This is a genomic window from Photobacterium gaetbulicola (assembly GCF_003025515.1).
GTDB lineage: Bacteria > Pseudomonadota > Gammaproteobacteria > Enterobacterales > Vibrionaceae > Photobacterium > Photobacterium gaetbulicola.
In genome coordinates this window covers 253436-275556 of sequence record NZ_PYME01000002.1, presented here as the reverse complement: position 1 = coordinate 275556, position 22121 = coordinate 253436, and the positions used below count along the sequence as shown (strand labels likewise).

At 53.3% G+C, this 22121-nt stretch carries 19 protein-coding genes; 18 read left to right on the top strand and 1 reads right to left on the bottom strand.

Features of this window, described 5'->3' with window-relative positions:
• On the bottom strand, positions 1-2118 hold the full coding sequence (locus tag C9J03_RS02750; protein ID WP_044624000.1) for a tetratricopeptide repeat protein: 2118 nt from the start codon (positions 2116-2118) through the stop codon (positions 1-3).
• A gap of 181 nt (positions 2119-2299) precedes the next feature.
• Here C9J03_RS02750 and flgK point away from each other — a divergent pair, with 181 nt between their 5' ends.
• From flgK to fliL, 18 genes are all read left to right on the top strand, one after another.
• Positions 2300-4261 carry a flagellar hook-associated protein FlgK gene (flgK, locus tag C9J03_RS02745; protein ID WP_044623999.1) on the top strand — a complete coding sequence of 654 codons (1962 nt, stop codon included), beginning with the start codon at positions 2300-2302 and terminating at the stop codon, positions 4259-4261.
• 14 nt (positions 4262-4275) lie between these two features.
• On the top strand, positions 4276-5487 hold the full coding sequence (flgL, locus tag C9J03_RS02740; RefSeq protein WP_044623998.1) for a flagellar hook-associated protein FlgL: 1212 nt from the start codon (positions 4276-4278) through the stop codon (positions 5485-5487).
• A gap of 247 nt (positions 5488-5734) precedes the next feature.
• The gene (locus tag C9J03_RS02735) at positions 5735-6910 is read left to right on the top strand and encodes a flagellin (protein ID WP_044623997.1); all 1176 of its coding nucleotides are present in this window, start codon (positions 5735-5737) and stop codon (positions 6908-6910) included.
• Between the two features lie 68 nt (positions 6911-6978).
• The gene (locus C9J03_RS02730; RefSeq protein ID WP_107291655.1) at positions 6979-7383 is read left to right on the top strand and encodes a flagellar protein FlaG; all 405 of its coding nucleotides are present in this window, start codon (positions 6979-6981) and stop codon (positions 7381-7383) included.
• Positions 7384-7392: 9 nt separating this feature from the next.
• Positions 7393-8793, top strand: a complete 1401-nt coding sequence (fliD, locus tag C9J03_RS02725) for a flagellar filament capping protein FliD (RefSeq protein WP_044623996.1) — start codon at positions 7393-7395, stop codon at positions 8791-8793.
• 9 nt (positions 8794-8802) lie between these two features.
• Entirely contained in the window at positions 8803-9096 is a 294-nt protein-coding gene (locus C9J03_RS02720) for a hypothetical protein (RefSeq protein WP_044623995.1), read from the top strand.
• Positions 9097-9109: 13 nt separating this feature from the next.
• Positions 9110-9505 carry a flagellar export chaperone FliS gene (fliS, locus tag C9J03_RS02715; RefSeq protein WP_044623994.1) on the top strand — a complete coding sequence of 132 codons (396 nt, stop codon included), beginning with the start codon at positions 9110-9112 and terminating at the stop codon, positions 9503-9505.
• A gap of 271 nt (positions 9506-9776) precedes the next feature.
• Positions 9777-11216, top strand: a complete 1440-nt coding sequence (locus tag C9J03_RS02710; protein WP_044623993.1) for a sigma-54 dependent transcriptional regulator — start codon at positions 9777-9779, stop codon at positions 11214-11216.
• 207 nt (positions 11217-11423) lie between these two features.
• Entirely contained in the window at positions 11424-12533 is a 1110-nt protein-coding gene (locus tag C9J03_RS02705; protein WP_044623992.1) for a sensor histidine kinase, read from the top strand.
• Complete coding sequence (locus C9J03_RS02700; protein ID WP_044623991.1) at positions 12530-13963, top strand: sigma-54-dependent transcriptional regulator; 1434 nt, start codon at positions 12530-12532, stop codon at positions 13961-13963. The genes C9J03_RS02705 and C9J03_RS02700 overlap by 4 nt, the downstream gene beginning before the upstream one ends.
• Before the next feature lie 93 nt (positions 13964-14056).
• Positions 14057-14368, top strand: coding sequence for a flagellar hook-basal body complex protein FliE (fliE, locus tag C9J03_RS02695; protein WP_039467351.1), 312 nt, complete (start codon positions 14057-14059; stop codon positions 14366-14368).
• Positions 14369-14398: 30 nt separating this feature from the next.
• Positions 14399-16150: a flagellar basal-body MS-ring/collar protein FliF gene (fliF, locus tag C9J03_RS02690; protein ID WP_044623990.1), complete on the top strand. Its 1752-nt coding sequence runs from the start codon at positions 14399-14401 to the stop codon at positions 16148-16150.
• Positions 16143-17183, top strand: a complete 1041-nt coding sequence (fliG, locus tag C9J03_RS02685) for a flagellar motor switch protein FliG (protein WP_044623989.1) — start codon at positions 16143-16145, stop codon at positions 17181-17183. The genes fliF and fliG overlap by 8 nt, the downstream gene beginning before the upstream one ends.
• Positions 17184-17233: 50 nt before the next feature.
• The gene (gene fliH, locus C9J03_RS02680) at positions 17234-18073 is read left to right on the top strand and encodes a flagellar assembly protein FliH (protein WP_044623988.1); all 840 of its coding nucleotides are present in this window, start codon (positions 17234-17236) and stop codon (positions 18071-18073) included.
• Positions 18073-19395 (top strand): flagellar protein export ATPase FliI, encoded by a 1323-nt coding sequence (gene fliI / locus C9J03_RS02675; protein ID WP_044623987.1) that lies wholly within the window; start codon positions 18073-18075, stop codon positions 19393-19395. The genes fliH and fliI overlap by 1 nt, the downstream gene beginning before the upstream one ends.
• A 41-nt stretch (positions 19396-19436) precedes the next feature.
• A complete protein-coding gene (fliJ, locus tag C9J03_RS02670; RefSeq protein ID WP_044623986.1) occupies positions 19437-19886 on the top strand; it encodes a flagellar export protein FliJ in 450 nt (149 codons plus the stop codon).
• Positions 19887-19974: 88 nt separating this feature from the next.
• Positions 19975-21576, top strand: a complete 1602-nt coding sequence (locus C9J03_RS02665) for a flagellar hook-length control protein FliK (protein WP_052829829.1) — start codon at positions 19975-19977, stop codon at positions 21574-21576.
• 27 nt (positions 21577-21603) lie between these two features.
• Positions 21604-22119, top strand: a complete 516-nt coding sequence (fliL, locus tag C9J03_RS02660) for a flagellar basal body-associated protein FliL (protein ID WP_276329422.1) — start codon at positions 21604-21606, stop codon at positions 22117-22119.
• The last annotated feature ends 2 nt before the right edge of the window (positions 22120-22121 follow it).

The following is a 22121-nucleotide window of genomic DNA, read 5'->3' as shown; positions in this document are numbered from 1 at the left end:
CTATATACCAAAATCTTTCTTTATGCAGTTTGCTATTGCTTCAACAACAGGGAACTTGTTATCGATAAGAGGTGGATAAGCAAACATCTTTTCGTGGCGCTTGTCTTTACCTTCACCATAAAATGAGATGGGTTGCGTATAGCAATCATTTTGCTCCCTTGCGACAAAGACATAACAAGGCTTGCCAACCGCGACAGTTAAGCGGAACACGGAACTCCCCGAAGTGAATACGGCATCAAGAGAGTTAATCAGAGCAGCGGTCGATAAGAAATCATCTTTAAGATCCAGTTCGTCAAAGGTAATGACATCTATGCCGGTGAGTTTTTTCAGCTTTTTCAGCTCTTTGTCGCAATCGCCGTACTGTAAGTTATAAAACGTTGCATTTGGAAACTGCTTCATGAAGTGGGCAACATCATTGATCGATAAGTAGTTTCGGTTTCGTGCACCGGAACGCAGCCCACTTCGCCAGCTAATACCAATTTTCAACGATGTTGGCTTTGAGGAGTCGTTGACTTTATGTTGCCAGGACTGCTGCATCTCGTCAGGAAACTGGACAAATTTCTCGTCATGCCAATGTTTGCCAGTCTCTTTAAAAATGTACTGACTGATACTTCCCATAGGAAGCCAACTGTCAATATTTTCAAGTAGCTTGAGTTTAATCTGGTTTTGGATGGTTGCTGAATTCGCTTTGATAGGGATAAGTTCTATCGAAGGAAACGCCAATTGCATCATAGGTACAAGGCGTTCGTCACAGGCCAGGTAAACTTGGCTGACCTTTGCAATCAAATAGTTTAAATTGTGGGCAAAAAGAACTTCATCACCCACCCCTTGCTCTCGAACAACGAGGACCTTGTCAGAAAAAGGGCGCTCCGGTGTCCAGTAAGGTTTGTTTACTTTGTAACTTGTCCTGTCGCCTGTCTCAATCCCACTCTCATAAGCTTGATAATATTGCTCCCATTGCTGGTGGTAGCGATATAGGATATGCCTGTTCCATTGTACTTTTACATCGTCAGGATAGTGCTCGGAAACGGCATTGAGGTATTGCTCAGCTTGCTGGAAATCACCGCTTAAATATGTGAGATCAAACATTCCCTGTGACAGCTTGATGGCTTTCTCATGATTATCTAGGTTTGCATCAAGAGCGGCAGTCAGTTTTTTTGCCGCCTGCTCAATTAACTCGCTGGAGAATAGCTGTTTTTCAGTTACTTTTTTGAAAAACGAGATGGCATTCACCCATAATACCTCGGGGTCAGAAGGCATTTGTCGTAGCAACTGGCGACTCATCTCATAGGCATCGTGGTATTCGCCTTTTAGCATGAGCAGTTCAGAGAATAACTTTCCTAGCTCAGGGCCTAGTTGTGGGGTATTTTTGGCAAAAGTTGTACATGCGATAACCCCCGCCTCATATTGCTTGGTATGGCGGTAAAGCTTTGCCAACATCAGAATGATGTTTTCACTAGACGGGCTCAACGCCAAGGCTGACTTCAGCTGATGAGTCGCGTTGGTGTACTTCTCTTGCAAGGTATACACCGTGGCCAGCTTGAGCTGCAAATCGAGGTTTTGTGGACAAAGCAACAGCATTGACTGCAATAATTGCTCGGCGGGCTGGTAATGCTGGCCGGTCAACAATTGGACAACGGTCTCTAACGTTTTCTGAATTTCTAGCTCTAGCTGGTGGTCTTTTTGCTGAGAGACCTGCTTGAGTGTTTTATCCGCTTTTTGACTTCGGTTGCCCGTTGCTTTGTGTATTTCCCCCTGTAATTGCAGCGCGCCTTGATGCTGTGGAGAAACCGTCAAGATTTCACCCAGTAAAGCGAGCGCATCAATATTTCGTCCTTGCAGCTTCAGGGTGTGGGCAAGATCCAACTGAATGGCGGTATCGTCGGGGCACAGTGACAGCGCCTTGCGCAGTTTGTTTTCGGCTTTTAGGTACTGGCCATCGTCGGCATCAAGAACGGCTAAAACTTGCAATACATCAATAGCTTCAGGAGCCTTTTCCAGAATAGATTCGAAAATTTCACGCGCTTTGGCTTTGTTGCCTTCCTGGTAGGTGTTGACTCCAAGCTGGAAGGCCTCCTGCAGCGTGAGTGTCGCGGTTGGGGTTAAGTCTATCTTCATTGCAAACTCTTTATGATCACATGGATTGCCGCTTCTGAATGGATATAGCGGGTTATGCAAATTTTATGCCTGCTTATATTGTGCTGGATTTGGTTTTGGTATGGATATTGCATTTGTATCTTGAGTGAATGTTAGATTTCTGGACGGCAATGTTGCTGTTTATATTGGCTGGAGATAAGTGATGGCGTTGGATTTGCTCAATATCGGTATGAGTGGGCTGAGGACTTCTCAGAAGCAGCTGAACGTGACCAGCCACAATATCAGCAACGTCAATACGCCCGGATACAGCCGCCAGAGCGCTGAGCAGAAAGCGGATGACGCCCATTGGATTGGTGGTAGCCAGTATGGCACGGGGGCTTATATTGATAATGTCCGCCGGGCCTACGATCAGTTTGCGGCAAGAGAGCTGACCCAGTCGACCACCCAGCTCCACCAAGCCAATGAGAGCCATGCTCAGCTGGCGGTGATGGACGAATTTATCTCTAACAATGCCAGCAAGACTATTGCCAGTATGAATGACTATTACGACTCGGTAAAAAGCTTGGCGGATCACCCTAACGACTTAGGATCGCGCAAAGCAGTACTGGAAAATGCCGCATTGGTCAGCCAAACCGTCAATAGTACCTACGAGACACTCTCTGGCATGCAGCGGGATGTCAATGACCAACTGGTGGCAACGGTTGACCGAGTCAATAGCTTGGGGCAAGAAATTGCCACCTTGAACAAGCGCATTCAGGAAAACCCGGCAGGGGAGAAAAATGACTTGTTTGACCAGCAGCAGAGTTTGGTCAATGAACTGGCGCAGTACACCAAAGTGACGGTGCTCAAAGGCAAAGATAACCTGGCCAATACGGTGATCATCGGTGATGGCCAAACCCTGGTCTCGGGGACAGAATCATCGCGCCTTACCGTGATACCCGGCGATCCCGATCCGTTGCAAACCCAGATTGCGGTCGATGACGGCCATACGACCAAGCCGATTGAATCCGACAGCATGGGCGGGATCCTGGGTGCGATGGTGGGGTTTCGCCGCGATGTGGTTGAACGCAGCATCGATGAAGTGGGGCGGATGGCAATCGGCTTTGCCGGGCAGGTCAATACGATCCAGCGCCAGGGTTTGGATCTCAATGGTGAGCAGGGTAAAAACCTGTATGCGGATATCAATGATCCCGTTGCGATGAGCCAGCGGGTACTCAAGCCTATCGGTAGCAGTGCAGAGATGGCAGTGGCTATCGACGATGTATCTAAGCTTCAGGTGGGTGATTATAAGCTAAAAGCCAGTACTGACGGTGTGACTAATACCTATCAGATGTTCAACGCCAAAGGTGAAGAGGTGTTGAACCAGAGTATTCAAGCCACTGATCCGCAAGTACTGCAAGCCGATGGTATGAAAATTGAGGTAAGTAGTCTTTCGGCTGCGCCATCTGACGAAACCTTTACGATTCGTCCCGTCCGCCTCGGTGGGGCACACATGGCGATGAGTGCGACTGAACCTTCTGATATTGCGGCACAACGGGTGGTGGTTGATGCTGAAGGCAACCTGGGGACCGCGCAGCTGGAGCCTTTATCGACAGCACAAGTGAGTGGTAGCTATCAAGTTATCATCAGTAATAGTGGCGACACTTTATCGGTTGTTGATGCTCAAGGTACCCAGCAAACCTTGATCGATGAAAACGGTAATCCGACAACGGATTTGAATTACCCAATTTCAGATAACGTCATCAACTTTGCCGATGCTATGAATAATGGCGTACCGACATTGGCATTGTCCGGTGGTGCGATGGCCGGCGATAGTTTTATGGTTCAGTTGGGTGCAGTACCAGCAGAAGGTGACAACAGCAACCTGATGGCCATGCAGCACCTGCAAACCCAAAAGACCATGAACAATGGCCGCTCCAGTGTCATTGACCTGTTTCAAACCTTAACGACTGATGTCGGTATCCAGAAAATGAATGCAGAAAAATTCGGTCAGATTAGTCAGCTAGATTTTGATGCGGCGAGTGAGCGGGTAGCCAGTGTATCAGGGGTTAACCTGGATGAGGAGGCTGCCAACCTGATGAAGTTTCAGCAAGCTTATATGGCATCCTCGCGCATTATGAGCGTGGCCCGCGAAACCTTTGATACCCTGCTACGTGCTGTTTAAGGCTTGGAGGCGTTATGATCAATAGAGTGTCGACTTTTTCCCAATACCAAAACCTGACCTCCAACCTGATGCGCAAGCAAGGGGCGGTCAACAACACCAACGAGCAGCTGGCGACCGGCAAGCGGATAAAAACAGCCGGTGACGATCCCATCGCATCGGTGTCTACCCAGAAGTACAAACAGCAACTGGTGCAAATCGAGCAGTTTCAAAAATCGATAACGCTTGCCAATAACCGGTTGGGGACGCTGGAAACCTCACTGAAAAATGTCGAGAGCCACGTTGATAGCGCCAAGCAGAAAGTGATCGGCATGATCAACGGTGCAATGGCGGGTGACGACAAGACGGCTTTTAAGAATGAGCTAGAAAGCTTGTACGAGGGGTTGCTCAACCTTGCCAACACCCAGGATGAAGGCGGCAATTATGTCTTTGCCGGCCACCAGGTGCGAACCCAGCCTTTTGTTGCCGATGCCAGCGGGCAGATGCAGTATCTGGGCGATAGCGGTCACCGTGAAGCCCGGATAGACACCTCGGTGCACGTGAAAACCAGCCAGCCCGGAGACTTGGTGTTTATGGGCATAGATAACCCGTTTGGTGATTACCGTCCAGATTACGCCGGGCTACAGGATGGCTCAGAACTGTCCCTGCTTTCGGCAGAGAACAGTGTATCCACAGATAGTTCAGCCTATCGCGTCGATTTCCATGACAATGGTGCGGGGGGCTTTGATTACGAGTTGTTCCGGGACGGTGCCTCTCTGGGACCGCAACAACCATACGACCCTGCAGCAGGAATAGCGTATAGCGATGGTGCGGCTGATCTCAAGATCCAATTTAACGGTGAGCTAAAAGATGGCGACAGTGTTTCGTTGGATCCGGCTTCGACCATAGATTTGTTCGAAACGCTCGGGGATGCGATTAAATACTCCGAATACCCCACGTCATCGCCGGAAGCTCGGGCCAGCTTGCAGCGCTCGATCGAAGAGTTAAATGCCAGCTATGTGCATATGAACCAGCGACGTGCCGAGGTGGGGACGGAAATGAAGACCCTCGATACCTACGAATCGCAGCACAAGGATTTCGAGCTTAGCCTCAACAAGGCCAAAGGGAGCTTGGAAGACTTGGATTACAGCAAGGCGATCATCGAGCTCAATGAAGATATGCTTGCCCTACAGGCCTCACAAGCCGCATTTAACCAAACCAAGCAACTCAGCCTGTTCAACTACCTCTAATCGCCATACAACAAAAGCGGCAACCGCCTGCCGCTTTTAGGCGTCAACTTTCATCGTTCGCTGAATGCGGCAACCTGTTTCCTTGCCAATGTGGCGTGAGCGCTGACATTGGCTCGCGATTGGCCAAAAAATTTTTTTTAAAAAAATCCTAAAGGTATTTTTTCTCTTGCCGTTAACAGAAGTACTTAACAAAAAAGAGATATTTACCCCCGCTTAGGCTGGGTTGTAACTCAACAAGGAGCGAAATATGTCTGTTACCGTAAATACTAACGTTTCAGCGATGACGGCCCAGCGTCACCTAGGTTCAGCAACAAACAACGTAAGCAGCAGCATGGAGCGTTTGTCTTCCGGCTTGCGTATCAACAGTGCCAAAGATGATGCGGCGGGTCTGCAAATCTCTAACCGTCTAACCAGCCAGACTAACGGCCTTGACGTTGCAATGCGTAACGCCAACGACGGTATCTCTATCGCCCAGACAGCTGAAGGTGCGATGCAGGAATCGACCAACATCATGCAGCGTATGCGTGACCTGTCTTTGCAGGCTGCCAACGGCTCGAACTCTGACGAAGACCGCGGTGCTATCCAGAAAGAAATGGATCAGCTAACCACAGAACTTAACCGTATCTCTGAAACCACGACTTTCGGTGGCCAGAAGCTACTGGACGGTACTTACGGTACCCAGCAGTTCCAGGTCGGTGCGGCGGCAAACGAAACCATCAGCATGTCCCTTGGTGATATTTCAGTCGATAATCTCGGCCAGGAGGGGGCTGCTGCCACCGCGGGTGCAATCCAGGCAAGTGCGGCGGCGGGTATGCTTGGTGGTAGTATTACTATCACAGGTTCTGGTACTGGCTCTGCTGCATTTGACAAGACCATTGACTTAAGTGGTACCACAGACTCTGCTGGTATTGTCGATGCGATCAACTCGGGCATGAGTGGTACCGGTATGGTGGCAGCGCTTGATGAGACTTCAGGTGATATTTCCATCACTGGTATTGCAGACAATGACCTTGCAGGTACTACGCTTGCCGTTACTGCAGCAGCTAAAGGTGGCACTGCCGTTGCTACAGGCCTGACAGACATTGCAGTAGGTGCTGCAGACAGCGGCCAAAACATGCTGAGCGATCTGGACGTCACTACTGTAGCTGGTGCCCAGCAAGCGGTTTATGCCCTGGATGCCGGTATCGCCTCGATTGATGACCAGCGTGCAGAACTGGGTGCGGTACAGAACCGTTTCAACCACACCCTGAATAACCTGGCCAACGTGAGTGAGAACGTGACAGCGTCTAACAGCCGAATCAAGGATGTGGACTTTGCCAAAGAAACCACGGATTTGACCAAGAACCAGATCCTTCAGCAGGCATCAACGTCGATTCTTGCTCAGGCTAAAATGAACCCTCAGGCGGCATTGAGCCTACTGTAATCATCTAGTCCTCTAAGGCATGGCGCAAAGTGTGCCATGCCTTTTTACCATTGTACGAGGGTGAAAATATGGAGATTCCACCTGACAGCCCTATGCGGCCAATACCAGTCACCACCTCCTCCAATCCTAACGATACTTCTTCTTCCGGTCGTGACATCAATACGGCTCAAAAAAATATCAATCTTACCAAGCAGCCAGAAACGTCCCTCGTTTCCGATGAAACGGCCAACGCGCAGGGGGAAACGTCTCGGCCGCAGCCCGACGAGGCAATGGCGGAAAAAATGGCCATGTACTTCCAGAATGTCAATCGTGAATTGAAGTTTGAAGTGGACAATGAAGGTGGCGATCCTATTGTTATCATTATTGATAAAGCAAGTGGTGAGGTGATCCGCCAAGTTCCGGCACAAGAATTGCTAGATATTAACGAAAGCCTGGCAAAGTATCCGCCAGTCTCGCTCAGCCAGAAGGTGTAAAGGGGTCGCATGGGGTTATCGGTTGGTGGTTTAGGTTCGGGTCTGGACGTTGCTGGCATGACAGATATGCTGGTGGCAGCGGAGCGCACGCCCAAGCAACAGCGTATCGACAAACAGATGCAGGAAGTGGAAGTGAGTTTGAGTGCCTACGGGCAGGTCAACTCGTCCATGTCCGAGATGCAGGATATGTTTGAAGAATTCGATGAGGAGGAAGTATTCCTCAGCAAGAAAGCGGTGAGCTCGGAAAACGACTATCTCAAGGTCAGCGCAGAGAGCCATGCCCAGAACGGTAACTACTCGATTGAAATCAACCAGCTTGCCCAATCCCACCGTTTAGTCAGCGCAAATGGCTTGGACGCCGACCCGAGTGCCAGCCTGGGTGACGGTGAACTGGTGTTTTCGCTTGGCAGCGAAAGCATGACGGTGACGATTGACCCGGCAAAGAGCAGCCTGAAGGACGTGGTGGATGCGATCAATAACGCCAACGGCAATCCGGGGATCAACGCGACGACGATAACCATCGGTGACCAGGCCCATATCGTCTTTACTAGTGACAAAACCGGGGCGGCGAACACCATCACCATTGATGCCTCAAATGCCAACGGTGATCTGGCTACCCTGGGGTTTGATCCGGCCGATCCAACGGCAAACCCTGATATGGACCAGATGCAGGAAGCATTGGATGCAGAAATTCTGATTGATAATTTCCTTACTGCAACCAGTGATACCAATGAATTCGATAATGTTATTGATGGGGTCAAGCTCAATGTCGAAAAGCTGACCGGTACCATAGGCGGCGGCCGTGATGACATTGATATAAAGAAAGTCGATATCACCATCAGCAATGATACCGCCAAGGCCAAAGGCGCGGTGGAATCATTCACCGAGAGCTACAACGGTTTCCTCGAGATGGTTGAGGAAATGTCAAAATATGATGTCGAAGAGAAAACCGGCGGCCCACTGGTTGGTGACAGCATTACCCGCTCCTTTATTGGGCAGATGCGGACCCTGATGAACTCGCCGGTGGATGTTAACGGTGAAAAGTTCTATCTGTCTGATTTCGGTGTGACTACCACTCGTGAAGGGGTGTTGGAAATCGATGACGACATGCTCGATGATGCGTTGGATGAGAATTTTGCCGCCTTCAACCAGTTCTTCGCCAGTGAAAACGGCTTTCTGAAAGAAGTCGATAAACTGATGGACTCCTATGTTGGCCGTGAAGGTACGCTGACCAACCGGGAAGAGTCTCTTGAGGGGCAAAAGCGCCGCCTGGAAGATGATCAGCGAGAGCTCGATCGCCGAATGGAAGCGTATGAAGAGCGGACTTACAAACAGATGTCGGCTATGGATGCCGCCATCTACAAAATGAACAATGAACTGAATACTATGATGAGCTTGCTGGTGTTCTAAGGTTGAAACATGAAAGAACTAACCATTTTAGAGAAGCAGATCGAAGCCCTTCTCGCACTCGATGAGTATCCAGATGATTTCCCCGAGCAGCTCGAGCAACTGGTTGCGGCAAGGCATGAGCGGGTCAAGATGATCCTGGCAGACCGGGAGAAACTAAGCCGGGAGACGTTTGAGGATGTCCAGCAGCGGACCCGCGATCTGAAAGCGCTGCTAGAACAGAATAAAGCCCGAATTAGACAGAAGTTATTGACCGCCAAGCAAGGCAAGAAATCCGTGTCTGTCTACAAAATGTATCAAAAATAAATAGGAAATAGTTATGCGTGGTTCACTTCAGGCATATAAACAAGTGTCAGTTAATTCTCAGTTGGCCAGTGCGTCGCCGCACCGTGTAGTATTGATGCTGCTGGGCGGGGCGATTGAGCGTTTGATCCAGGCCAAGGCGGCCATGGAGCAGGGCAATGTGGCAATGAAAGGTGAGCGAGTGTCTAAGGCGCTGGCGATCATCGGTACATTGCGCGACAGCCTGTCGATGGAAGATGGTGGTGATATCGCGACTAACCTCGATAGCCTGTATGATTTCATGATGCGCCATGTTATTGACGGCAGCTCGAACAACAAGCCGGACAACTTCACCGAGGTGGTTGACCTGCTGCGTGAGATCAAATCAGCATGGGAGCAAATTCCTGCTGAATATCACCATCTGGCGGAATAATCGGAGAAACTTCACAATGTTATTGTGAAGTTTTTGCTCAACTCTTTACTTCGCTTTTTGCCCCAAAGCTATCTCTGGCTTGCTATTCATTGGGATAGCTTCACAGCTTTTGCCCCCCGTTGGTTGCCTTATTCTGTACTTTAATTACAATGGTCAGATTAGATTTGAAGTGGTTTCTCGTCGCATTACGCAGTTCTTTTCATAATTTTAATATGAATGTCGATAATGCCAGCACGAAATAACTCTTAAGTAGGCAGGCAAACTCTTTTCTATGCAAGTTCATACCCTCGTTGTTGATGATGACCAACAGCATCGCCATGATTTAAGCGTGATCCTTACCTTTATCGGTGAGCAATATGAGGCCTATTCGTCTCAAGAGGTTAACAGTTCGCACTGGGAAAAAGAGTGGGGCGCGTGTTTACTCGGTAAGGTTTCTTCAAGCCAGTCGCTAACCAATCTGCTGAATTTTCTGCGAACCCATCATCATATTCCGGTGATCTCGATGGGCGAGCATGAAAATGAGCTCGCGGCATTGCCCAACTATGTAGGCAATCTTGATAAGCCATTGCACTATGGCCAGTTGATGGATGCCTTCCGCCATTGCAAAGAGTTCCTGGGTAAGCAAACTTTCCAGATGCCTACATTTGGCCGTAAAAACACCCTGTTCCGCAGCATGGTTGGCCGCAGCGAAGCGATCAGTCAGATCCGCCATTTGATGGAGCAGGTTGCTGCGACCGATGCCAGTGTGCTGATCTTTGGCGAATCGGGTACCGGCAAAGAAGTGGTCGCACGTAATATCCATTATCACTCGACGCGCGGCAAAGGGCCGTTTGTCCCGGTCAACTGTGGTGCAATTCCGCCGGATTTGCTGGAAAGCGAGCTGTTCGGCCATGAGAAAGGGGCATTTACCGGCGCGGTTTCGGCGCGCAAGGGCCGTTTTGAGCTGGCTGAAGGTGGCACCCTGTTCCTGGACGAGATTGGCGATATGCCGATGTCGATGCAGGTGAAATTGCTACGGGTATTGCAGGAGCGCTGCTTCGAGCGTGTGGGGGGGAGCGAGACCATCAAAGCCGATGTGCGCATTGTGGCGGCGACCCATCGCGATCTTGAATCCATGATTGCCGAAGAGAAGTTCCGTGAAGATCTCTACTATCGGTTGAATGTGTTCCCAATTGAAATGCCGGCACTGCGCGAGCGGATGGAAGATATTCCACTGTTGCTGCAGGAGCTGTTGGCGCGGATGGAAGCCCAGGGTGCCAAGCCCATTCACTTTACCCCGCGTGCCGTGACCTCGCTGATGGAGCATGACTGGCCGGGAAATATCCGGGAATTGGCGAATTTGGTTGAGCGTTTGATCATTCTTTATCCGGGTGAAATGGTGGATATCAGCCACCTGCCGATGAAGTACCGTTACAGCCAGTTCCCTGAATTCCAGCCGGAAGAGAGCTTTATGTCGGTGGATGATCATGAAAGGCTGGCCTTGGCGGACATGTTCAGCAGCCAAGCGTCGGAACTCGACAATATCCAGAATCACAGCGATTTGCCGCCGGAAGGGGTGAACCTGAAAGAAATGCTGGCCGAGCTGGAAGTAGACATGATCAGCCAGGCACTGGAAGCGCAGGGCGGCGTTGTGGCCCGAGCCGCAGATATGCTGGGTATGCGCCGAACCACATTGGTTGAAAAAATGCGCAAATATGGCCTGAGCCGCTAGTCAAAAATACGACCTTCTTTCTGGCGCCAATTTATTGGCGCCTTTTTATATCCCTTCTTGTAGATAAAGTGCTGATAATAAAGATATAATCTTGGCACTATTCATGCATTACACATTTTTTGACAGTGTATTGCTGGGTGTATCGCACTAAACACACCACTTTGCTTTACGCGTCGTGATAAACCCAATTTTAGTTTTAGGTTTTCCATGGATGATAATCAGCCCGCTCAGAGTACCCCGCACAGTACAAGTTCGGCTTTGGGCACATTGTCACAACAGGTCAGTCGCTACCAGCAGGTGCTAGAGGTGATGCCTTCCGGGGTGATCTTCTTGGATTCTGGCGGCATTGTCCGTGAGGCCAACCCTGAAGCCATTCGATTGCTTGGTGAGCCGCTGCAGGATCAACGCTGGGTTGATGTGATTCAGCGCGCTTTCTCTCCCCGTGACGATGATGGCCATGAGATTTCATTGAAAAATGGCCGTAGGGTAAGATTGGCCATTTCGGCGTCAAACAGCGGCCAGTTGATTTTTATCACTGATATGACAGAAACCCGTTTGTTGCAGTCCCGGGTCAGCGAGATGCAGCGGTTGTCGTCGCTCGGCAAGATGGTTGCCTCCTTGGCGCACCAGGTTAGGACGCCTCTCTCCAGCGCGATGCTGTATGCCTCCAACTTGGCGGCACCCAACCTGACTCTGCCGATGCGTGAGCGCTTTCAGGGCAAGCTGGTTGATCGCCTGCATGACTTGGAAAAACAGGTCAATGACATGCTGTTGTTTGCCAAGGGCGGAGACAACAAGGTGGTGGAGTGCTTTACCCTGGAGACCTTGCTTAATGAGCTCGACGGTATGGTTGAAGCGCAGGTGATCAATAGCCAGGTTGATTTCAGCATTGATTGTGACGACGAATCCCTGACGTTACTGGGCAATGCCAATGCGCTGGCCAGCGCCATCAGTAACTTGATCACCAATGCTATCCAGATGGCCGGTAAGCAGTGCCGGGTCGCGGTCAAAGTGGTTGCCCAGGGGGGCTGGATCCATCTGGCGGTGCTGGACAACGGGCCGGGGATCGCCCCGGAAATGCAGCAAAAAATATTGGAGCCCTTTTATACCACCCGCAAGCAGGGAACAGGGCTTGGGCTGGCCGTGGTGCAGATGGTTGCCAATGCCCACAAGGGCAGGCTGACGCTGGAATCTGAGCTTGGCAAAGGGGCGTGCTTTACCCTGTCCGTGCCGCAGGCAGATAGCTCGAATACCGAGCCGCGACAAGAATCAAAACACAATGAACATCAATTGGATCCGACAGGAGTGACCCTATGAACCCAAGCCGTGTGTTAGTCGTCGAAGATGACGAGGGTTTGCGAGAAGCCTTGGTTGATACACTGGCCTTGGCCGGCTACCACTCGCTCGAAGCCGACAGTGCCGAGCAGGCCCTGCTGCGGCTCAAGGCCAACACGGTTGATATCGTGGTGTCGGATGTCCAGATGGCGGGGATGGATGGCCTGGGTCTGCTTCGCAGTATCAAGCAGCATTGGCCGAAGTTGCCGGTATTGCTGATGACCGCCTATGCCAACATTGAAGATGCGGTGTCGGCAATGAAAGAGGGCGCGATTGACTATATGGCCAAGCCCTTTGCTCCGGAAGTACTGCTCAATATGGTTAGCCGTTATGCGCCAGTGAGCAATGATAGCGGCCAGACGATCGCGGCCGATGAGAAATCCCTCAAGCTATTGGCGTTGGCCGAGAAAGTCGCTAAGACCGATGCCAGCGTGATGGTGCTTGGCCCGAGCGGCTCGGGCAAGGAAGTGATGTCGCGTTATATTCATCACAGCTCGAACCGCAGTGACGGGCCTTTTGTCGCCATTAACTGTGCCGCCATTCCGGAAAATATGCTGGAGGCGACCTTGTTCGGTTATGAAAAAGGGGCGTTTACCGGCGCGGTTCAGGCCTGTCCCGGTAAGTTTGAACAAGCCCAGGGCGGGACGATTTTGCTCGATGAAATCAGTGAAATGGATTTGAACTTGCAAGCCAAGCTACTGCGGGTGCTGCAGGAGCGTGAGGTGGAGCGCTTGGGCAGCCGTAAGAGTATCAAGCTCGATGTTCGGGTGCTGGCAACCAGTAACCGGGATCTCAAAGACTATGTCGCCAAGGGCCATTTCCGCGAGGACTTGTATTACCGTCTCAATGTTTTCCCGCTGATGTGGCCGGCCCTGTCCGAACGCCCGGGTGATATCGAGCCGCTGGCCCAGTACTTGATGGAGCGCCATTGTACAAAGCAGGGGCAGCCGGTGCCGGAGCTTTCCCCCGCGGCGGTCGGCAAGCTCAAGCAGTACACCTGGCCGGGCAATGTCCGTGAGCTCGACAATGTGATCCAGCGCGCGCTGATTTTGTGTCAGGGCCACCTGGTGGCGGAGTCTGATATTTTGCTGGAGGGGCTCGATTGGTTGCAGGCCGACGGCTTGCAGACATTGCTCGCGCCAACGGTCGGCGCTCCTTCGGAAAGCGACGACGGTACGGTAGCGCCAAATATTGCTACAGAGCAGCAGGTTGCGGATAAGGCCAAAAGCGCCATGCCTGCGGATGGGTTAGGAAATGAGCTGCGGGAACAAGAGTTTTCGATTATTCTAGACACCATTCGTGCCTGCGATGGGCGCCGCAAGGATGTCGCGGAAAAACTTGGCATCAGCCCAAGAACATTGCGCTATAAATTGGCAAAAATGCGTGATGCTGGGATAGATATCCCAGTTTGACCACCGCAATGACGGACGAAATCCTTCATACTTAACGTAATCATATTATTAAAGAAATCTGACTGACACTATTTTGACGGGTGGGAGAGACAAATGAAAGTAAATGGACTTCAGGCCGAAATGCAGGCGATGAAACTGGAAGCGTCCAATGCTTCCCGCCCGGCGACGGGGCAGCAGGTCAGTGCAGATTTCGGGGCGATGCTGGGCGATGCCATTAAAGGTGTCAACCAACTCCAATCTCAATCCAGTGAGCTAGCCACACGCTTTGACCAAGGTGACCGCAGCGTTTCCTTGTCTGATGTCATGATCGCGCGAAACAAGTCGAGCGTTGCCTTCGAGGCAACGGTTCAGGTGCGCAATAAAATGGTCGAAGCGTACAAAGAGCTCATGAATATGCCGGTTTAATTTCGACTGGATAATGTAGGAAAATAGTACGTGTCGGAATCATCAACGAATAATGAGCTCGCTGTCGCTGGCCACTCACCGTCTACTGCGGTAATGGCCGATAGTGAACTGGAACTCCAGAACCCGGATGCCGGAGAGAAGAGTGCCTCGCGTGTCGATAACATGCTTGGTAACCTTGATGTGCTCCGCCAGGTTGTCCTGGTTTTGTCAGTGGCCATTTGTGTCGCTTTGATTGTCCTTGTCGTTTCTTGGATCAAAGAGCCGGAAATGCGCCCTCTGGGTACCTATGATACCGCAGAGCTGATCCCTATCCTTGATCACTTCGATCAGAAAAAAATCAACTATACCCTTGATGGCAATACCATTCGGGTGCCAGCCGATAATTTCTCGGCCATCAAGCTTGAGCTGACCCGGGCGGGGCTGAACCAAACGGCGGCCGTGGGCGATGACATCCTGTTGCAGGACATGGGGTTTGGTGTCTCGCAGCGCCTTGAGCAAGAGCGTTTGAAGCTGAGCCGTGAGCGACAGCTGGCACGGGCTATCGAGCAGATCCGCCAGGTTCGCCAGGCCCAGGTGCTGCTGGCGATGCCAAAGCAAAGCGTGTTTGTCCGTCACAATCAGGAGGCCTCTGCTACCGTCTTTTTGACCCTGTCCAGTGGGGCGTCGTTGGGGCAGCAAGAGGTCGACTCGATCGTCGATATGGTTGCCACCGCAGTGCCGGGACTAAGGCCAACTCGGGTCACCGTGACCGATCAGCACGGGCGCCTGCTCAGCTCGGGCACGGCCGATCCCCAGGCCACGGCACGGCGTAAAGAATATGAGCTCCAGCGCAAGCAGGAGCAAGCGCTGCGCGAGAAAATTGATGCGATCCTGATCCCGGTTCTCGGCCTTGGCAACTATACCGCCCAGGTGGATGTCTCGATGGATTTCAGCGCGGTGGAAGAGACCCGCAAGCAATATGATCCGGCCTCGCAGTCGACCCGCAGTGAGTACACCCTAGAAGATATCAACAATGGCCGCATGGTCGCCGGCATTCCGGGGGCGCTCAGTAACCAGCCGCCGGCAGACAGTGCGATTCCCCAGGAAGTGGCCGAGTTGCAGTCGGGCAGCACGAGCGGGAACAGCTCGGTGCACCGTGAGGCGACCCGAAACTATGAACTCGATACCACCATCAGGCACCGCCGGGCTCAAACCGGTACCGTGGACCGCCAGACGGTCTCGGTTGCCATTGACTACAAGCAGGTGGTCAACCCGGAAACCGGCGAGGTGACCCGGGTGGCGCTGAGTGATGCCGAGTTGGCAAAAATTGCCCGCTTGCTAAAAGGTGGCGTTGGTTTTTCTGAAATGCGCGGCGATATGCTGGAAGTGATCTCAGTACCGTTTGCCGTGCCGGAAGAGCAAATGGTGGCTGATCTGCCGATTTGGGACCACCCGAATTTCAACACCTGGATCCGATGGCTTGCCGCGGCGTTGGTGATTGTGGTGATCATGCTGGTGATGGTGCGTCCGGCAATGCGCAAGCTGCTTTATCCAAACCAGGCGGCAGATGGCACGCCGCTGGATGATAACGGGTTGCCGGTACCGGTCGGTGGTCAGGACGCCGTTGACCTGATCGGCAGCGAGCTTGATGGCGTGGAAACGCTGGAGCTAAGCAGCAGCAACTTGGATCTACCAAACCTGCATAAAGACGAAGATCTGCTCAAAGCCGTGCGTGCACTGGTTGCGAATGAACCGGATCTGGCGGCGCAGGTTGTTAAGAGTTGGGTAACTGAAGATGGCTAATGAAGTAGCAACGACAGACAGCAAGAAATTTGATATCTCCACCCTGACCGGGGCCGACAAGGCTGCGATTTTGCTGTTGAGCCTCAACGAGCAGGATGCCGCCAGCATTATTCGTCACCTCGAGCCGAAACAGGTCCAGCGGGTGGGCGGGGTGATGGCGCAGATGGCCGATCTGAACCAGGAAAAAGTGTCTGCGGTTCACCGCCATTTCCTGGAAGATATCCAGAAATACACCAGTATTGGTATGGGCAGCGAGGACTTTGTTCGCAATACCTTGATTGCAGCGCTGGGCGAAGACAAGGCCAACAACCTGGTTGATCAGATCCTGATGGGCAGCGGCTCGCGTGGCCTGGATTCCCTCAAGTGGATGGATCCGCGCCAGGTGGCCAGCATTATTCTCAATGAACACCCGCAGATCCAAACCATCGTGCTGTCCTACCTTGAGCCGGAGCAGTCGGCCGAAATCCTGGCGCAATTCCCCGAGCGGGTCCGCCTGGACTTGATGATGCGAATTGCCAACCTCGAGGAAGTCCAGCCTGCGGCCCTGCACGAGCTGAACGATATCATGGAGAAACAGTTTGCTGGTCAGGCTGGTGCTCAGGCTGCGAAAATTGGTGGCCTGAAAGCCGCCGCCGAAATCATGAACTACCTCGACAACAATGTTGAGGGGGCGCTCATGGATCAAATTCGTGATAACGACGAGGATATGGCGACCCAGATTGAAGATCTGATGTTTGTCTTCGATAACCTGGCCGAAGTGGACGACCGCGGTATCCAGACCTTGCTGCGCGATGTGCCGCAAGATCTGCTGCAAAAAGCCCTCAAGGGGGCCGACGATATGTTGCGCGAGAAAATTATGCGCAATATGTCCAAGCGAGCGGCTGAGATGCTGCAGGATGATCTCGAAGCGATGGGGCCGATCCGCGTGGCTGATGTGGAATCTGCCCAGAAAGAGATCTTGTCGATTGCCCGCCGCCTGGCCGATGCCGGCGAGCTGATGCTGAGCGGAGGCGGCGCCGATGAATTCTTGTAACCGTGGTATCGCCGCCAAGCCGCGACCACAGCAAAGAGTAAAGGTCTGCTATGTCTACTGACCGTCCGCTAGAGCGCCGTCGTGGTTTCCTGCGCGTGTCGGAGCATCAGGCGCAGGAGCTTGAGCGCTGGGCCTATCCGGATTACTCCCCCGAGCATGAGGGGATGGCTGAAAACGCCCTCAATTACGAGCCTGACTGGCAAGTCGAACCACTGGATGACGAGCCTGAGCTGCCACCGTTGACAGCCGCCGATCTCGATGATATCCGCCATTCTGCCTACGAAGAGGGGATTGCCGAAGGGCGAGCGGCTGGGCACAGTGAAGGTTTTGAGCAAGGCCAGCAGCAAGGGTTGGAGCAGGGCCAGCAGCAAGGGCTTGAACAAGGTTTGGCCCAAGGTTTGGCGCAGGGCCTGGAGCAGGGCAAGGCGCAAATAGACGAGCAAGTCGGTTATTTGACCCAGCTGGCGGAGAAGCTGGCAACCCCGCTCCAGCAAGTGGATGACGCCGTCGAGCAGCAGCTGGTCCAGCTGGTCACGAGCTTGGCGCGCGAGCTGGTTCAGGTAGAACTTAAGACCAACCCGCAGGTGATTTTGCAAACCTTGCGTGAAGGGATTGCCGCGCTGCCGATGGCAGGCCAGCAGACGACCATTCAGCTACACCCAGACGATCTGGACATTATCAAGCAAGCCTATGGCACCGAGAATTTGGCTGAGCGCCACTGGACACTGCAAGCCGAGCCGGCGTTGAATCGCGGTGATCTGTTCGTCGAATCCGGTAATTCGACCGTCGACTACCAGATGGAAAACCGCTTGCGGCATATGCTGGAGCAATTTGTCGGCCTCAATAGCCAGCCCCAGCCCTCACCCAGTAACGAGCTCGGGGAAGGGTGATGGCCAGTCTGGCTGAGCGCCTATCCCGTTACCAAACCGCCAATACCGCCTGTCGGCCGGTCGCATCCGGCCGCTTGGTGCGGGTAGTTGGCCTGACCTTGGAAGCCGTCGGGTGCCGTGCACCTGTTGGCAGCTTGTGCAAGGTGGAGACCCTGACCGGCGAGATGGAAGCCGAGGTTGTCGGTTTTTCCGGCGAGACCCTGTTTTTGATGCCCAGCGAGCAGCTAACTGGTGTGATGCCCGGGGCGCGAGTGACACCGATCACCGAAGCGGGCGGGATCCCGGTGGGCATGGAGCTGCTCGGCCGGGTGATTGACGGGGTGGGTAATCCCCTCGATGGCCAGGGCGATATCTTTACCGGCGAGCGAGCGGCGTTCAATGCCGAGCCGATTAACCCGCTGGCCAGAAAGCCGATCAAGGAGCCGCTGGATGTGGGATTGAAAGCGGTGAATGGCCTGCTGACCGTCGGCAAGGGCCAGCGTATCGGTCTGTTTGCTGGCTCGGGCGTGGGTAAGTCGGTGACGCTGGGAATGATGACCCGGGGAACCACGGCCCAGGTCGTGGTGGTTGGGCTGATTGGTGAGCGTGGCCGTGAAGTAAAAGAATTTATCGACGAGATCCTCGGCAGCGAAGGCCGGCAACGGGCGGTGGTTGTGGCCGCGCCGGCAGATGCCTCCCCGCTGATGCGTCTGAAGGGGTGCCAAACTGCCTTGACCATCGCGGAGTATTTCCGTGACCAGGGGCTGGATGTCCTGCTGCTGATGGACTCGCTAACCCGTTTTGCCCAGGCGCAGCGGGAAATCGCCCTTTCTGTTGGGGAGCCGCCGGCAACCAAGGGCTACCCGCCTTCGGTGTTTGCTAAGTTACCCGCCTTGGTGGAGCGGGCTGGTAACGGCGGTGAGCATCAGGGCTCGATTACCGCCTTTTTTACCGTGCTGACTGAAGGCGACGATTTACAAGATCCGATTGCCGATGCATCGCGGGCGATTTTGGACGGCCACATTGTGCTTTCGCGCGAGCTTGCCGATGCCGGTCACTACCCGGCTATTGATGTTGAGCGTTCGGTGAGTCGTGTGATGCCGGCGATTGTCAGCGAGGAGCATATGATGATGTCCAAGGCGGTGCGGCAAGTGTTGTCGATTTGCCGCAAGAACCAGGACTTGGTGTCCATCGGTGCCTACAAGCCAGGGACTGATCAGGCCATTGATCAGTCATTTGCCCTTAAGCCTAGGTTGGACGGCTACCTGCAGCAGTCAATGAAAGAAGCGGTGCCTTACGAGATGTGTGTGAACATGTTGCGCGCCGTCCTTAGCGGCCAATAGTGGAGTCGATAGCGTGTTGAACCATATATCGGGAGGCGGTGATGGCAGCTGATAGTGCACTCGAACTGATTTTGACCCAGGCCGCCGATGCAGAGCACAAGGCATCGCTGGCGCTGAACCAAGCCCGTATCGAGCGTGAAAACTACCTCCTGCAGTTGCAGCAGATTGAACAGTACCGCTTGGATTACTGCCGCCAGTTATCCGATCGTGGCCAGCAGGGGCTCACGGCCAGTGCCTATAGCCATCTGCAGAAATTTTTAAATCAGCTGGATGAAACCTTGGTCAAGCAAAAAAGCGCAGGAGTCCACTTTGACCAGCAGGTTGAGCAGTGCAGCCTGCATTGGCAGGAGATGCGCAAGCAGCGGCGCTCGATAGAATGGTTGATTGAGAAGAAGCAGGAAGAGCGGCAGCGCTTGCTGGACAAGCAAGAGCAGAAAATGATGGATGAGTTTGCCACCATGCAATACGCCCGTCGGTTGATGACCCGATAATTACGGCTCTGTCGTTGACGCGAAAGCCTATTGGCTTAGTTTTTGCATCTTATTCGCTATAGGCCACAGTCAACACGCGAACATCATTATGTTTTTATCTCAAATACTCGCAGCAGATCCCTCTGCGGCAACGGCAAAGCATCCGTTGGCACCGGAGAGTCAGCCGAAAGTGCAGGCTGAACAGTCGAGTACGGCTGTGGGTTTTACTGAAACCCTGCAAGGGGCGATAGGCAACGACGCGGGGGGAGTGCTGTCCTCGCGCAACACGGCCTCTCAGGTTGAAGGTAAAGAAAATAGTGGAAAAAAAGGGGCGCTTGACGCTTTATCCTCCGCTGAGCAGGACCGTCAAGTAGACCCTCAGGATATTGAAAACACAGCACTCGTTCAGGGTGAGGTGGTTGAAGAACTGGCGGGCTCAGGAGCCGCAGGCAACAACGCACAGCCGGACGTATCCGCTACGGCGCCAGAAGACGATACCACCATGATTGCAGTCAGTTCGGCGTCAGTAGCCCAACCGCTGGGGGGCGTCCCTGATAGTACCAAGGCATCAATGAGCGAAGGCGAAGAGCTGCTTCAGCGCTTGTCGGCATCACACAGCCAACTGGCTGGAGCCTCTGGTGTTGGACAAGCTCAGTCAGCTGACAGCAAGCTGGTCGTATCCGCGGAGGAGGGCAAAGTGTTGCCGCCCGGCGTTATGACTACCGCGAGCGATGTTGAGGTTGATGGCAACGCCAAGCCGTCTGATACGCTGGGCAAAGAGGTGCAGACCGGAGGCAAAGAAGCTCTGGTGGCAAAGGAGATATTGCCCAAGGACTTACAGGGTAAGGACTTACTGGCCAATGGTGAAGCAAAGCCGGCCAAAAGCGAACCGGCCGGTAAGGCGTTAGCGGGCATGACCTTGTCCGCCAGCGAGTTGGCCGATCTCAAGAACAACCAGGGAGCCTCGTCGCTGCCGTCAGGCCCAACGGCAACGGGGGCTCTTCAGTCAACGGCAAACAGTCAATCTGCCGCTTTGTTGGGGGCCTCCTCGGTGATGTCGGCGAAAAATACGCCGGGGCTCAAAGCAAGCACCGGTGCCATGGCTGGCGCTTCGCTCGACGAGGCGTTGGGCACCAAGGGCGACGATGGTGTCGGGGCTAACCTGGCAGAGCTTCATGGGCCACATGCCCACCGGGCAGCGACAGCAACCTTGCTGACCGCCGAGGGGGAAAAGCCGAGTGCCCAGCCCCCGATGCTGCTTAGCAAAGAGCAGGCCGGGGAGCAGCTGGCTGACCGGGTTCAGATGATGATGTCGAAGAACCTTAAGCATGTCGATATCCGCCTTGATCCGCCCGAGCTTGGCAAACTGCAGATCAAACTGTCGATGAATAACGATCAGGCATCGGTACAGATCACGGTGGCCAACCAGCAGTCTCGTGATCTGGTTGAACAAGCCATGCCGCGATTGCGTGAACTGCTGCAGCAGCAGGGATTGCAGTTGGCTCAGAGCACGGTCCAGCAAGACAGCAGCCGTCAGTTTGCCGGAGGCTCGCCGCAACACAACGGCCAGCCGGGGCAGCAGTCCCAGCATGGTCAGCAGGGGAATGGCCCGGCGGCAGGCCATGAGATGGCAGCGGGTAACGGTATGCCCGCCCATGCCGCAGATTTGTGGATGGCGGCACCAAAAGAAGGTGTTGATTATTATGCCTAACGGGTAAACTGGCACTGGATAAAATCAATAACAAAGGATGATTCAAACATGGCAGGTGAAGCACAAGCCGGCGGTAAGAAGAAGTTGATAATCATTGCCGTACTGGCTGTTGTTCTGCTTGGTGGAGCTGGAGCCGGAGCATGGTTTTTCTTTGGCAGTTCGTCGCCTGAACCGGAAACGGCTCAGTCTGGCTCGGCGTCCTCTGCGGCACCGGCCGCGGTGGAATCCGCATACTATGTCATTCTTCCCCAGCCTTTTATCTTCAACGTGACCGGCGATGCCCGCGATAGGCTGGTGCAGGTTAAGGTACAGCTGATGGTCAGGGGGGATCGCAACGAGGCGATTGCCCGCCAGCATATTCCGCTGATAGAAAGTACGCTGTTGCAGACCTTCGGTGCTGCAACGGTCGAGCAACTGAGAACGCCGACAGGGAGGCTGGATCTACGTAGCCAGTCGCTGGCGGCAGTCCAAGATGCTCTGGTTAAGGTATCCGGTCGCCAGGCGGTTGAGCGGGTTCTATTTACTGGTTTTGTAATGCAATAGGT